This window comes from Prevotella sp. khp1 (genome assembly GCF_900102205.1).
Classification (GTDB): domain Bacteria; phylum Bacteroidota; class Bacteroidia; order Bacteroidales; family Bacteroidaceae; genus Prevotella; species Prevotella ruminicola.
The window spans coordinates 909,324-922,322 of record NZ_FNJZ01000001.1 but is presented as its reverse complement, the minus strand read 5'-3'; the positions used below and the strand labels follow the sequence as shown (position 1 = coordinate 922,322).

12 protein-coding genes and 1 pseudogene are annotated in these 12,999 nt (G+C 38.4%); 7 read left to right on the top strand and 6 right to left on the bottom strand.

Annotated features, from left to right (window positions below; translation table 11 throughout):
- The first annotated feature begins 113 nt into the window (after positions 1 to 113).
- Together BLR73_RS04015 and BLR73_RS04010 are read left to right on the top strand one after the other, a co-directional pair.
- Entirely contained in the window at positions 114 to 422 is a 309-nt protein-coding gene (locus BLR73_RS04015) for a winged helix-turn-helix domain-containing protein (RefSeq protein WP_074761430.1), read from the top strand.
- Between the two features lie 65 nt (positions 423 to 487).
- Entirely contained in the window at positions 488 to 769 is a 282-nt protein-coding gene (locus tag BLR73_RS04010; RefSeq protein WP_013063982.1) for a hypothetical protein, read from the top strand.
- Here the strand turns inward: BLR73_RS04010 and BLR73_RS04005 are convergent.
- The 4 genes from BLR73_RS04005 to BLR73_RS03990 form a co-directional block, all read right to left on the bottom strand.
- Entirely contained in the window at positions 736 to 1,878 is a 1,143-nt protein-coding gene (locus BLR73_RS04005; protein ID WP_091859199.1) for a glycosyltransferase family 4 protein, read from the bottom strand. The genes BLR73_RS04010 and BLR73_RS04005 overlap by 34 nt on opposite strands.
- Positions 1,875 to 2,465, bottom strand: coding sequence for an acyltransferase (locus BLR73_RS04000; RefSeq protein WP_091859196.1), 591 nt, complete (start codon positions 2,463 to 2,465; stop codon positions 1,875 to 1,877). The genes BLR73_RS04005 and BLR73_RS04000 overlap by 4 nt, the downstream gene beginning before the upstream one ends.
- The gene (locus BLR73_RS03995; RefSeq protein WP_091859193.1) at positions 2,440 to 3,633 is read right to left on the bottom strand and encodes a glycosyltransferase; all 1,194 of its coding nucleotides are present in this window, start codon (positions 3,631 to 3,633) and stop codon (positions 2,440 to 2,442) included. Before BLR73_RS03995 ends, BLR73_RS04000 begins: the two co-directional genes overlap by 26 nt.
- A gap of 90 nt (positions 3,634 to 3,723) precedes the next feature.
- Entirely contained in the window at positions 3,724 to 4,896 is a 1,173-nt protein-coding gene (locus BLR73_RS03990) for a glycosyltransferase (protein WP_091859190.1), read from the bottom strand.
- Positions 4,897 to 4,992: 96 nt separating this feature from the next.
- Here BLR73_RS03990 and glf point away from each other — a divergent pair, with 96 nt between their 5' ends.
- Together glf and BLR73_RS03980 are read left to right on the top strand one after the other, a co-directional pair.
- Positions 4,993 to 6,129, top strand: a complete 1,137-nt coding sequence (gene glf, locus BLR73_RS03985; RefSeq protein ID WP_091859187.1) for a UDP-galactopyranose mutase — start codon at positions 4,993 to 4,995, stop codon at positions 6,127 to 6,129.
- 16 nt (positions 6,130 to 6,145) lie between these two features.
- Positions 6,146 to 7,300, top strand: a complete 1,155-nt coding sequence (locus tag BLR73_RS03980; protein ID WP_233456498.1) for a glycosyltransferase family 4 protein — start codon at positions 6,146 to 6,148, stop codon at positions 7,298 to 7,300.
- A 170-nt stretch (positions 7,301 to 7,470) separates the two neighbouring features.
- Here BLR73_RS03980 and BLR73_RS14705 read toward each other — a convergent pair whose 3' ends face one another.
- Together BLR73_RS14705 and BLR73_RS14520 are read right to left on the bottom strand one after the other, a co-directional pair.
- On the bottom strand, positions 7,471 to 8,160 hold the full coding sequence (locus tag BLR73_RS14705) for a glycosyltransferase family 4 protein (protein ID WP_369821135.1): 690 nt from the start codon (positions 8,158 to 8,160) through the stop codon (positions 7,471 to 7,473).
- A 486-nt stretch (positions 8,161 to 8,646) separates the two neighbouring features.
- A pseudogene (locus tag BLR73_RS14520) lies at positions 8,647 to 9,753 on the bottom strand (glycosyltransferase family 1 protein); the annotation flags it as partial.
- Positions 9,754 to 9,880: 127 nt separating this feature from the next.
- Here BLR73_RS14520 and BLR73_RS03970 point away from each other — a divergent pair.
- Genes BLR73_RS03970 through BLR73_RS03960 form a run of 3 tightly spaced genes read left to right on the top strand, consistent with a single transcriptional unit; the run spans position 9,881 to position 12,976 of the window.
- A complete protein-coding gene (locus tag BLR73_RS03970; protein WP_091859180.1) occupies positions 9,881 to 11,047 on the top strand; it encodes a glycosyltransferase family 4 protein in 1,167 nt (388 codons plus the stop codon).
- The gene (locus tag BLR73_RS03965) at positions 11,037 to 12,062 is read left to right on the top strand and encodes a glycosyltransferase family 2 protein (protein ID WP_091859177.1); all 1,026 of its coding nucleotides are present in this window, start codon (positions 11,037 to 11,039) and stop codon (positions 12,060 to 12,062) included. The genes BLR73_RS03970 and BLR73_RS03965 overlap by 11 nt, the downstream gene beginning before the upstream one ends.
- A 59-nt stretch (positions 12,063 to 12,121) precedes the next feature.
- Positions 12,122 to 12,976: a glycosyltransferase family A protein gene (locus tag BLR73_RS03960; protein ID WP_091859174.1), complete on the top strand. Its 855-nt coding sequence runs from the start codon at positions 12,122 to 12,124 to the stop codon at positions 12,974 to 12,976.
- The last annotated feature ends 23 nt before the right edge of the window (positions 12,977 to 12,999 follow it).

Genomic DNA, 12,999 nt, shown 5'->3' with positions numbered 1-12,999 from the left:
TCTGCTAAAAAAGCCTAAAAATCAGCGAGTTGTCCGGAATAAAAGCGGTATTTTTGCATTCGAAAATTAACAGAAGTATAACACTTCAAATAGAGTATTAATTTTTTAGAACTATGGCAGAAAAGAAAGCAACAGCTAAGAAGGCTACTGAGACAAAGGCAGCCGCAGCTAAAAAGACAACCGTAAAGAAGGCCGCAGCTCCTAAGGCAGCTGCAAAGGCAGTTCTCGCAATCAACGCTGAGAATGTAGGTTTCAAGGCAGGTGATGTATATCAGGCACTTGCAGCAGCAGGTAAGGCTCTCACTGTAAAGGAGATTGCTAAGGCTGCAAAGATTTCTGAGGAGGAGACTCTTCTCGGTTTGGGTTGGCTCTTCAAGGAGGGCAAGCTCGCTAATGATGGTGAAAAAGTTACATTGGCTTAAGCCTTTTAACGAATGATAGAAAAAGGTCGGTAATCGCTTTTACCGGCCTTTTTTAAGCGAATATAATGACATACGATCAGCAGATATTAAGTATACTTACAAGTGTGGGTGATAAGGGCATTAGCGTTATGCAGGTGTCCAAGCATGTGTATAATATGAACTTGAGTTTTTTCTATACACCCGATCTCAATGAAATACGTGCATATGTGCAGCAGTATCTGCTTAAGAATTCCAAGTCGCCTCAGTCGCTCATCGAGTCAACAGGTCGTCGCGGGTATTACCGTTTAAATACCCAGAACAATCCCGATGCTCGTCAGCTGATGTTGGAATTCGGTAGTTCTTTGTAAACTGTTTCGTATAGTTTCAGCAGTTGTTCGGCGGTTTTACGCCACGAGAACAAACCAGCTCTTTTTAGTCCTATTTCTTTTTGTGTCTCATAGTAGGCTTCGTCGTATTCCAGACGTAACATCTGTGCGGCAATCTCATCAGGATTCTCTGGGTTGATGAGGATAGCCTCGCTGCCACCAATCTCTGGCATCGACGAGGTGTTCGAAGTAATCACGGGTGTGCCGCAGGCCATCGCCTCAAGGAGTGGAATACCGAAACTCTCTCTGAGCGAGGTGTACAGAAAGGCAAAGGCACTGTTATAGATGTAAGGCAGATCGCTGTTTACGATATAACCTGGCATCACGATATACGGTCTGATGTTCTCAATGTTGTTTCGTTCAATAATGCCATTCAGGTAGCTTTGGTCTAAATCTGCCATCAGCAACTTACGTCTTACGGTCGATTCTTTCAGGTATTTCGAATAAGCTATCAGTGTACGCTCTGTATTCTTCTTGGGGTCGGTGTTACCTAGGAAGAAGAAATAACCGGGCTTTTCGATATACGATTGGTAGATATCAGCCACATCCCTTAAAGGCTTGAACCAGTCGTTATAGCCATTATAAATCATCGCCATCCGCTCTTCGGGGATGTGCAGTTTGTTAATGATATTTTGTTTCTCGAAGTTCGACACTGTGATGATGCGACGACATTTCTGCAGAATCTTAGGCACCACCTTACGTCTGTACAGCCATCCTAGGTTCTGATAGATAGACTTGTTGTTCTTATCTCTTGGTTCTAGGAAGATAATGTCGTGCAGCGTCAGTATCAATGGAACGTCGCAGAATATCGGCGCTGTGTTACTGGTGCAGTGCAGTAAGTCAAGATTGTATTTCTTGACGGCTCTTGGCAGGGTTATTTGTTCCCAAACAGGGTAGAAACTTTCGCCGATAACGATGATATGTACGTTTTTGGTATCCTTCAGGCATCGGTCAATACCTGGTGCCACAAACACAAAGTATTCGTTCTGCGTGTCTATCTGCTGTAGCTCTTTAATCTCTTGCAGAACCACATAGTCCATACCGTGCTTGTTACGGCGGAACACTCTTTGTGCTTCGATACCTATTCTCATATCTGCTTGATGACTTTTGCTGGTACCCCTGCTACAAGCGAGTGGGGTGGTACATTCTTGGTTACTACTGCACCTGCTGCTACTACGCAATGGTTACCAATCGTAACGCCTGGCAATATCACGGCATTCGCACCAATCCATACGTCATCCTCGATGGTTACGGCATTGGTGCTTACACCTTGATCGTCTATCCGTTTGTTGGTGTCGTCAAAATTGTGGTTCAATGCTGTTACGGTAATGCCTTGCGCTAAGTTTACATGGTGACCAATCTTTACCGGACCGATAATCGTATTGTGTAGACCTATTCTAGTGTAATCGCCAATCAGCACATCGCCCACAGCATTGTTGATGCAAGCAAACGATTCCACCACCGAATAATTGCCAAGTGAGAATTTTCGGTAGGGTGGAGTGTCCATTCTGGCCGAACGGTGAATCACCGAGTGTTTACCTCGGTGCTGGTATAATGGAGCCAATAATCTTACAAACCAGCGTGGTCTTGTCTGCACCTGGTTCATAATCACCCAATCAATCAGCTTTTTAAGCTTGGGACTATTTTTTAAATTAGCTCTTACGGTTTCGTTGTCCATCACTTTCTATCAGCGTCTTCCATTGCTCTGCAATCACGTTCGCATTGAAACGTTGCGATATCATAATTGCCTCGTTCGATTTTAACTGCCAATCCATGTAAGTGGCTTCCTCCAGTCGTTTGGCAAGATCGTCCACATCACCATTCTTAAAGTACATGCCGAAATCGCCCAGTATCTCTTTGCTCGATGGTAGGTCCGACGAAATCACTGGCAGTCCGTGTGCCATTGCCTGTACTAATACCAATCCGAAGTCTTTCCATCTCGAACTTGATACATAGATGCTGGCCTGCGAATAGAACATCTGGATGTTCTCAGTAAAGGGATGTATCTTTATTCTTTTCGTCAGATAGCGATTCTCAATCATCTTGTTCAGTGCCTCTTTCTCTGGTCCATCTCCTACAATATCCAGATACCAGTCGGAATTGCGCTGAGCAAACTTGTCGAAGGCTTTTATCAGCAGGTCGAATCCCTTATGTTTTGGGGTTAATCTTCCTACTGCTAAGAATCGTTTATTCTTTTCTGTTGATGGAGCGCCTGGTTTCAGTGTCAGTGGATTTGGAATCACAAATGGTGAGAATCCGTAGGCATGATAGTACATCTCCGAATCCTGCAGGTACAACAGCACGGTCTCGTCCAGCTTCTGTAACTGTCTACCATAGTGGTATTTTAGCTCAGTACCTAAGTAAGGCGATGCTTCTCTCAGGAAAGCGTTAAACGAGTTGTATATCCAGCCGATAGCTTTTACACCACCTAAGTCTCTCTTGATGGTTGCCAGTCGCATGGAGAGATATGAGTTTACTGCAATAATCGTGTCGAATTGGCCTTCTTTTAGTATTTTTACAACAGCTTCTCGCATCTCTCTGGGAAAAGAGCTGTGCGCATATAAATCAGAGGTGATGGCTGTTTTTGGCAGAGCGTTTTTATACAGATAGCTGTATGCGTTGTATAACATGCTTTTCCATTTTTCGGTTTTACGAAAATGGGTAAACACAATCTTCACGGGATAGTCTTTCAACCCATACATCGATAAGTCTTCTTGCTCCGGTTCTTCAAAACTTACGATGGTTACATCATATTGTTTTGATAGCTCCTCGGCAATCACGGCAGTCACTCTCTGCATGCCGCCCGACTTAAAAATACTATCTGTTATAAAACATATTCTCTTCATACATGTATAATCAGCCAAATTATCGTTGACAAAAGTACAAATATTTTTGGATTATTCCAAATTTTATGCTTTATTTCTCCGAAAAATTGCTCATTCTATCAGTTGCTTCCACTGCGTAATGATATTTTTAATATCAAATTGATGCGCAACAGCTATGGCTTCTTTCGATTTTTTCTGCCAATCTATATGGGTGGCCTCTTCCATTCGCTGTGCCAAATCCTCTATGTCGCCATTCTTAAAGTACATGCCGAAATCGCCCATAATCTCTTTACTTACGGGTAAGTCCGACGAGATAATGGGCAGCCCGTGTGCCATCGCTTCTACCAAAACCAAAGGCATGCCTTCCCATCTCGAACTGAGCACATATGTCTGAGCATGGCTATAGTACTCTTGTATCTGGTTAGTAAAAGGATGGATGGTTATTCGGTCTTCTAATTGATATTTTATTATCAGATCTTTGAATGTCCTTTCCTCACTGCCTTCACCAACGATATCTAAGTGCCATTCGTTGTTTTTCTTTGCAAACAGGTTGAAAGCCTTTATCAGGATGTCTATTCCCTTATGCAGCGGCGTAAAACGACCGATGGTCAGAAACTTTTTGCTTTCACCTGTCGCTGTCTCACCTTGTTTCAAAGTCAATGGGTTATAGATAACGGTAGGTGTAAAATGTTTGTCGCATTCATTAAATCTGTTGGCATCATCTTGGCAGAGTACAACCACGTCATCTAGTTTTCTGAACTGATAGATATAATGCTTTCGTCTTTTGGGACCAATATAATAATGTGAATCCTTACCAAACAAGGCCTCAAACGAATTGTGCAACCAACCAATCAGTTTGGTGTTTGGTAAATCCTTTCTAAGTGTGGCCAGTCTGGCTGCTAAGGGGGCATGCACGCCAATGATGACATCATATTCTCCTAGGCGAAGTTCTGCTAAAAGTGCTTTCCTTAATTCTGAGGGGTATGAACTGCGGGCGTACAAGTCAGAACACCATTGGGTTGCGGGTTGCAGTTTTAAATACAAACCACTAAATGCTTTGCAGATAAGAGTCTTGATTTTTCCAACCTGTGGATATGCAAAAAATCTGTAGTTAATATTTACTTCGTTAAGATGATAGAGTGTGGTATTCTTTTGCTCTGGTTTGTCAAAGGTTACAATGTTTACATCATAATCCTTTGCCAATTCCTTGGCAATCACGGCTGTTACTCTTTGCACCCCGCCAATACTGAAAATGCTATCAACAACAAAGCAGATTTTTTTCATATATCTACAAAAAAGCCTTATTACGTTTACAAAAGTACGAAATATTTTGGATTATTCCAAATTTTATCCTATATTTGCACAAAAATCAGTATTATTATGGCAAAGGAATACGATTATCTGATAGTTGGAGCAGGCATATACGGTGCAACTTTTGCATGCATGGCTCATCGCCAAGGTAAACGTTGTTTGGTGATTGATAAACGTAATCATCTTGGTGGCAATATTTATTGCGAGAACATCGAGGGCATCAATGTCCACAAGTATGGTGCGCATATTTTCCATACATCCAATAAGAAAGTATGGGATTTTGCTAACTCTATCGTCGAATTTAATCGCTATACCAATTCGCCCATAGCCAACTATAAAGGTAAACAGTATAACCTGCCATTTAATATGAATACCTTCTATCAGATGTGGGGCGTGCTCACACCTGCAGAGGCTCAGGCCAAGATAGAAGAGCAACGTCAGGAAGCGCTTGAAAAGATGAAAGCCGATGGCGCCACGGAACCAAGAAACTTGGAAGAACAGGCACAGTTACTAATAGGTAAGGATATTTACGAAATCCTAATCAAAGGATATACCGAAAAACAATGGGGACGCAAATGTAGCGAACTGCCAGCCTTTATTATCAAACGCTTGCCTGTACGATTCGTTCATGATAATAACTATTTCAACGATCGCTTCCAAGGTATTCCCATCGGTGGCTATAATAAACTCGTCGATGGCCTACTAGAAGGTGTTGATGTAAAGCTTAATGTTGATTTCTTTGATAATCGTCAGCATTGGGAGCAGATTGCTGATAAGATACTGTACACAGGTAAACTTGATGAGTACTTTGATTACCAATTTGGTAAATTAGAATATCGTACTGTTCGTTTCGAAGAGGAAATCCTCGATACACCTAATTATCAAGGTAATGCCGTAATGAACTTTACCGATGCCGAGGTTCCATATACCCGCATCATCGAGCACAAACATTTTGAAATGTTTGGCGATGATGTTTACAAGTGTCCCAAGACGGTTGTTTCTCGCGAATATTCCACTGAATGGCAGGATGGAATGGAACCATATTACAGCGTAAACGACGATAAGAATATGTCGCTCTATCAACGATACAAGGATATGGCAGATCAGGATCCCAATCTGATTCTGGGTGGTCACTTGGCCGAATACAAATATTACGACATGGCTCCAATTATGGAGAAAGTGATGGGGTTGTTTGGACAACTATAGGGAGGATAAAGCTTTGATGAAGTTAGCTTTTCTATGCAATAACATGAAGTCGACTAATGGTGTCGAACGTGTGTTGTCCCAACGGTTAAGTCTGTTGGCGGAAAGTGGTATGTACAAGGTCTATTTGATCACATACAATCAATACGGCGCCCCTTTCTCCTTCCCTATATCCGATAAAGTTCATTATGTTGATTTAGCCACGAGATACATCGAGCGTTGTTCTTACCATGGTTTATTTCAATATTTTGATAGATATGTCTCTCGTAAAATATTCATACGATTATTTCGTCATTGTGTTGAAAGGATAAATCCTGATGTTGTGACATGTGTTGATATGCATTTAGCTGATTTAGAGGCTGTGCTTTCCTTAAAAAACAATGTTGTAAAGGTTGTTGAGTGTCATTGTGGTCTTTCTGCTTATTTCGAAGATTTAGAGAAGATTGAGAATAGATATAGACGAAATAGAGAACGAAGTCTTAAACAAAAACTAATCCGTATCATCGGCAAATTTGATAGAATCGTTGTCTTGACAAAGGATGAGAGAGTTAAATGGCATTTAGGTGATAAAGTTGTCTTTATTCCAAATATGCTTGTTTCATATCCGGAAGATCTTCCAGAACATACAATTACTCATAATCAAATCATCAGCGTTGGTCGCTATGCCTACCAGAAAGGATATGATTTGTTGATGGAGGCTTGGAAAATAGTAGAGGGTAAACATCCAGACTGGTCACTTCATATTTATGGCAGTCATGATGGTGATATGGGCGACTACGGACGGCTTCTACATATAATAGATGATAGTCGTATGCAAAATGTATATTTGCATCCTGCAACAAATGAAGTCTATTCAAAATATGTCGAGAGCGATTTTTATGTAATGTCTTCTCGTTTTGAGTCCTTTGGCTTGGTGTTGATAGAAGCTATGTCATGTGGCTTGCCAATTGTTTCATTTGATTGTAATTATGGGCCTCGTTCGATAGTTACTGATGGAGAGACTGGCATTTTGGTTCCGCCTTACGACGTTAAGAAATTGGCTCTGTCAATATGCTTTATGATAGAGCATAATGATGAACGTATGAAAATGGGGCGAAATGCTCGTGTAGCCATTTTGAAGTATAAGCCTGAAAGAATTATTTCTTTTTGGCAGCATTTTTATCAATCTTTATGACCGGTGTTTGGAAAATAATAGTATATTAAAATAAAGTCTTCAAATATGTGAGACAGTACAAAGATACAAAATCAAATCGGGAAGTTTTAAATCGAAGTGTTTTGTTGATTAGTAAGTATTAATTTAGCGTTCTGGAAATATTTTTTGAACACTAGTGATTACATAATAAACTATATTTTTCCAGAAATGATGTTAGTGAATAATCGATGCCATAATTCCATGATATTGTCTATATTGTACCTCTGAATATTTTTTTTCGCCAGTTTGCTCATCTCATTCCTTAATATAGGGTCTTCAATTAGCTTACAAATACCCTCTGCGAGCATAGTTGAATTGCCATTCTCGCATAATATGCCGTCTTCACCATCATGAATAATGTCGCGCGGTCCACAAGGACAAGAGAATGATACACATGGTAGACCAACTGACATAGCCTCAGCTAGGACAAGACCGAATCCCTCGTATCTAGAACTGAATACAAATATAGAACTTTCTTCGTATTCCTTTATGATATTGTTTGTAGCTCCATAGCAAGTTATGCTTGAAGAAAGATTATTCTTTATTATAAGTTGTTCGTAGGATTCTTTATTACCTGGACCGTAAATGTTTAAGGTCCAGTCTGGATGCTTTGAGTGTACCAGCTTCCATGCATCAATGAGCATGTCAAATCCTTTTTGGTATGTGTATCTGCCTACGGCGATGACTCGTTTGGCATTGCTATGTTTTGTTACTTCTTCATGAATTGTTATCGGGTTTGGAATTACGGAAATGTTGTCTATTCCTTTCCAGTATGAAGCATCTTCATTCGTGAGTACAATGAATCTGTCCAATTTTTTAATTTTATTGTCTAGTTGTCTCATCCACAAGAAAGACAATCCTTTGTTTATAAAATTTGGAAGAATTTTTATGTTTATTTCTCTATATTTGTATCGCCCGAAATGAATCTCACCTATTTTCTTACTTCCGTCTTTTATGTCATTAATAAAGTTGATTTCTCTTCTTAAAAGAGAGATTGTGATGTCTGGTTGGAGATGCCTTAGTGTTATTTCTAACTTGTGGTGATATTCGTTTTGTTTAATGAGATAATAAAATAAACGTTTCCCAATAGAGTATCTCCATAGTTCGTCTATGTTTACATCTAGTTGGATTATTTTTACTTTATTTGACAGAGGAAAAAATGGTTTGATTCCTTTATTGTCTGTAGTGATAATAGTGATGTCATATCCTAATCGGTCAGATAAATAATTAACTTTTTCTGTCAGTACCCTTTCCATTCCAGAAGCTCTGTTTAGGGATGGTATACAATATGCAAGCCGGATTGTGTTATCTGATCTTTTTTTTGGAAAAATATCTTCTAAGACGAACTTCATTTGTTTATACCATGATAAGTGTTTAATTGATTCTCTGATTTCTTTAGGTTGGATAACAAACTGCCTATAAAAATCAACAATTTGTTGAATATCTATAGGTGATTCATCTGCAGGTGTTTTAAATACATATGGTTGGGTGTCGAAATCATTATCTGTTTCAGAATACATAAAAGGAATACCTCTTGCAGCATATTCTCTATTCTTTAATGTCTTAATTTTGTCGATTCCAACGCGATGTCGACCAAGGCTTCCAATGCCAAAATCACATCTATCAAAGAGATTGTCTAGTTCTGTTCCATGCTTTTTACCATATAGTATCACATAATTCTCCATGTGATTATCTGAGATAATCTTTCTGAATTCATCTTCAATTTCTTTTGAGAAGAAATATCCTACTACATGAAACTTTACTAAATAATCCTGTGGTTTTGAATAATATTCAGCAAGCCCTTTAATGAGTCTATCAAATCCATGCCATTCGTGAATCTCTGCCACACCAATTAAATTCAATTCTTTTGTCGTGTCATTGATTGTTTTTTTCATTTTTACACTATCAAAGTCAATCCCGTTGGAAATTTTAATCGTGCGTTGACCGAAAATGATATCGTAATCTGAGAATGTGACTACAGCATCCAATTGCTTGGCAAGTTGATATCTGAAGATCTTATCTTGAAAAATCTGTCTACTTATGTCTTGCGCTTTATATTCGTCGTCATAAGGGTATGTCGGTATTTCCATTACGACTTTTGCTCCAAATGCTTTCATCTTCTTAACCATGTTTATCGTAAACAGGTTCGCGTTGTGGTTTGATCGGATGTATACTAGGTCTATTTTGTTTTCTTTGACATAATTTGAAATAGCAGAGAAGTCGGTTCTTTTTAGTATTTTGCTTAATATGCCATTTCCATAATCAGCAATAACTTCTCCATCTATAATTCTTTTTTTTGTGTTCTTTTCATCCATATAACACAGATGAACATCTATTCCGCACTTTTTGAGGGCATCAACCTGATATGATATCTTTTTACTGATACCATTATTAGGGTCGAAACCATGAAATATTAGAAACAGAGCTTTTTTCATTTATTTCGTTTTCAAAATCTCGGCTAAGATAGGCATATTTTTAATAATAACCAAATTTATATGAACTTTTTTTGTGTTTTTCAGTTTAAATATGTATTTTTGCATCGTAAATGAATAAAAATCATAGATGAGAAACGAAAAATACAAGATAGTTTATTGTACTCCGGCATTGTACTCTGCGGGAGGCACAGAACGTGTCGTTTCTGTTAAAGCCAATTATTTTGCCGATGTTTTAGGTTATGATGTGACAATCATCGTAACCGAAGGCAAAAATGGCAATTCTTTTTTCTCTCTATCAAAAAAGGTTAAAGTAATTAATCTGGGGCTCAATTTTGAAGAGTTGTGGAATATTTCACTTTTTAAGAAGATTCTCCTATATCTGAGGAAACAGCGAAAGTATAGAAAGAGATTGTCAAATGAATTGTTAAGAATTCAGCCAGATATTACGATAACAACTTTACGTAGGGAAATAAATTTTATTAACGATGTTAATGATGGTAGTAAAAAGATTGGTGAACAGCATTTAAGTAGGACGAACTATAGAAAGATTGATGCTCGTTTTTCAAAATTTTATGAAATTTATTTTTTTCGTTGGTGGAAGGATCGTGTTGTTGATAGCCTAAAGAAACTTGATAGAATGGTTGTTCTGACGAATGATGCCGTTTTCGAATGGCCAGAACTTTCAAATATTAGAATGATTCCTGATCCGTTATCGCTAAAGATTTGTTGCTCTAGTTCATTAACAGCAAAGCGGGTCATTACAATAGGGCGTTATTCTTATGAAAAAGGATATGATATTCTGTTAAAAATTTGGTCTGTAGTAGAGAAAAACTGTATAGACTGGCAGCTTGATGTTTATGCTATGGGGGATCCTACACCATATGTGAAGTTGATGGATGATTTGTCAATCGATAAAAGACGCTGTTATCTTCATAGTAGTGTCGTAGATGTTGAAGAGGAATACTTAAAGAGCTCAATTTTGGTTCAGCCCTCTAGGACCGAAGGTTTTGGATTAGTAATAGTTGAAGCCATGGCATGTGGCTTACCTATTATATCTTTTGATTGCGAAAATGGTCCTCGCTCTATTATTACTGATGGTGAAGAAGGCTTCTTGATTCCTACATTTGATATAGAAAAGTTTGCAAATCGTTTGATTCAATTAATAAATGATGTAGATTTACGGAAGGCGATGGGCGAAAAGGGGCGTAATAAGTCTCAATGTTATCAAATTGAATCTGTTGGAAAACAATGGAAACAATTATTTGATGAATTGATGCAAAAAGATGGGATATGAAGTAACTATAGGCATTCCTGTTTATAAATCTGCTGATTATATCCGCAGGTCTTTGGAGTCTGCACTTTCTCAAACTTATTCATCTATAGAATTTCTGGTTGTAGATGATGCTGGATGTGACGGATCTTTGGATATAGTTCACGAGATTAAACGTACTCACCCTAGAGGAAATGATATACATTTGATATGCCATCAAGAGAATCTTGGTGTTTCTGCATCTCGTAATCAAATTATCGACCGTGCAAGAGGACGATTCCTGTATTTCATGGATTCCGATGATGTAATAACAGAGAATGCGATTGAACTATTGATGTCTCGTGTAGGTTCGTATGATGCAGAAATAGTATTTGGGTCTTATGAGAAGATAGAATTGTCAGGGAACAAAGGGCTTTATCAGTATTCTGACGTGCATTTCGCTCATAAAGATGAGTTGGCAACTTTTGCCTATCGAAAATATGCAGGTATCCAAGCTTCGTCATGTAATTTTTTGGTAAAGATAGATATTCTTCGTGATAATCATCTTCGTTTTATTGATGCAAACTATTGGGAAGATATGGTTTTTACCTTCGATTTGGTGACTTATATTTCACGTGCAGTTTTGTTATCTGATGTTACATACAGTTACATTTGTAGGCCCAATTCGCTTTCTCATTATCAGCATCGTAATACAATATCTAAGCATGAAGTTTGGCAGAATGTCCGAGCAATCGATACCCTTAAAAAAACATCTTCTCTTTTATCTAATAAAATTTATTATCCCAATCGGTGTTACACTATTGCGATGACCGATTTCTATATAGCTTGCAATATTCTTAAACGTAGGAACGATATAGTCCCTTATGTACAGGATGGAGAAATTAAGTCTTTGATGAAACACCCAGCAGACTTTCGTCAAGTCTGTAAGTTTCGTCAGTCTCGTATAAAGAACATTATTCTTTTTGTTGTAGGTAAATTACCTGCTTTTTGGTGTGTTCGCTTTATCTGGTGTGTTGGAAAACTTAAAAAGTTGATATAAAATTTGGTGGTTTGGTTGAAAATGCTTATCTTCGCCATCAAAACAGAGAAGTGTTGCTTATGTCCAACTGGTACGATAAATATCTTAGTATATATGGGAAACCGTTTAGCGAGGTTTCTCAAGATGTCATAGATGGCACTCGCCGAAGACTGGCGGCTTTGCAGAGTGATAAACCTATAGCTTCGATTGTTGTTATTGCGTATAATGAGGAAACACATTTGCAAGCCTGTTTATGGGCTATTAGTGAGATAAAGTGTAAATATCCTGTAGAAATAATAGGTGTGGATAACGACTCTAAAGATCGTACTGCTGAAATTTTCGTGAAGTCTGGTATTCCTTATTATACAGAATACCAACATTCTTGTGGATATGCTCGTCGTTGTGGGTTGCAACATTCTAAAGGAAAATTTTATTTTGATGTTGATAGCGACACAATTTATCCACCAATGTATTACGAGTTGATGCTTGACCAGTTAATGAAACCTGGAGTTGTTGCTGTTTCTGCAACTTGGAGTTATTTTCCCGATACTAATCATAGTAAGTTGGGACTTAAGCTTTTTGAAATGTGTCGCGACCTGTTTCTTTGGATACAGCATTTTAAACGTCCCGAGTTGAGTGTTCGTGGACTTGTTTTCGCCTATAATGCAAATTTCGGTCGCCAAGAAGAATACCGAGTCGATATCATTCGAGGTGAAGATGGATCGATGGCTTTGTCTTTGAAGAAGTATGGAAAAATCAAATTTGTTCACGACAGCCGTTGTCGTGCAATAACTGGCTATGGAACTATTGGCAATCAATCCATGTGGCAGAGTTTTGTACAACATGTTAAGATTCAAGGAAAAGGTCTTTCACGTATATTCATTAAAAAGGATTATTATGAAGATAGTGAAGATAATTTGATTGCTAATAAGTAGGTTGTTGGAATCTTAATTAAAGA

Excerpts from the sequence above, each read along its gene's own strand:
- BLR73_RS03990 (WP_091859190.1), bottom strand. The coding sequence starts at position 4,896 with ATGAAAAAAATCTGCTTTGTTGTTGATAGCATTTTCAGTATTGGCGGG.
- BLR73_RS04015 (WP_074761430.1), top strand. The coding sequence starts at position 114 with ATGGCAGAAAAGAAAGCAACAGCTAAGAAGGCTACTGAGACAAAGGCA.
- BLR73_RS04010 (WP_013063982.1), top strand. The coding sequence starts at position 488 with ATGACATACGATCAGCAGATATTAAGTATACTTACAAGTGTGGGTGAT.
- BLR73_RS04005 (WP_091859199.1), bottom strand. The coding sequence starts at position 1,878 with ATGAGAATAGGTATCGAAGCACAAAGAGTGTTCCGCCGTAACAAGCAC.
- BLR73_RS14705 (WP_369821135.1), bottom strand. The coding sequence starts at position 8,160 with ATGAGACAACTAGACAATAAAATTAAAAAATTGGACAGATTCATTGTA.
- glf (WP_091859187.1), top strand. The coding sequence starts at position 4,993 with ATGGCAAAGGAATACGATTATCTGATAGTTGGAGCAGGCATATACGGT.
- BLR73_RS03965 (WP_091859177.1), top strand. The coding sequence starts at position 11,037 with ATGGGATATGAAGTAACTATAGGCATTCCTGTTTATAAATCTGCTGAT.
- BLR73_RS03995 (WP_091859193.1), bottom strand. The coding sequence starts at position 3,633 with ATGAAGAGAATATGTTTTATAACAGATAGTATTTTTAAGTCGGGCGGC.
- BLR73_RS04000 (WP_091859196.1), bottom strand. The coding sequence starts at position 2,465 with ATGGACAACGAAACCGTAAGAGCTAATTTAAAAAATAGTCCCAAGCTT.
- BLR73_RS03960 (WP_091859174.1), top strand. The coding sequence starts at position 12,122 with ATGTCCAACTGGTACGATAAATATCTTAGTATATATGGGAAACCGTTT.
- BLR73_RS03970 (WP_091859180.1), top strand. The coding sequence starts at position 9,881 with ATGAGAAACGAAAAATACAAGATAGTTTATTGTACTCCGGCATTGTAC.
- BLR73_RS03980 (WP_233456498.1), top strand. The coding sequence starts at position 6,146 with ATGAAGTTAGCTTTTCTATGCAATAACATGAAGTCGACTAATGGTGTC.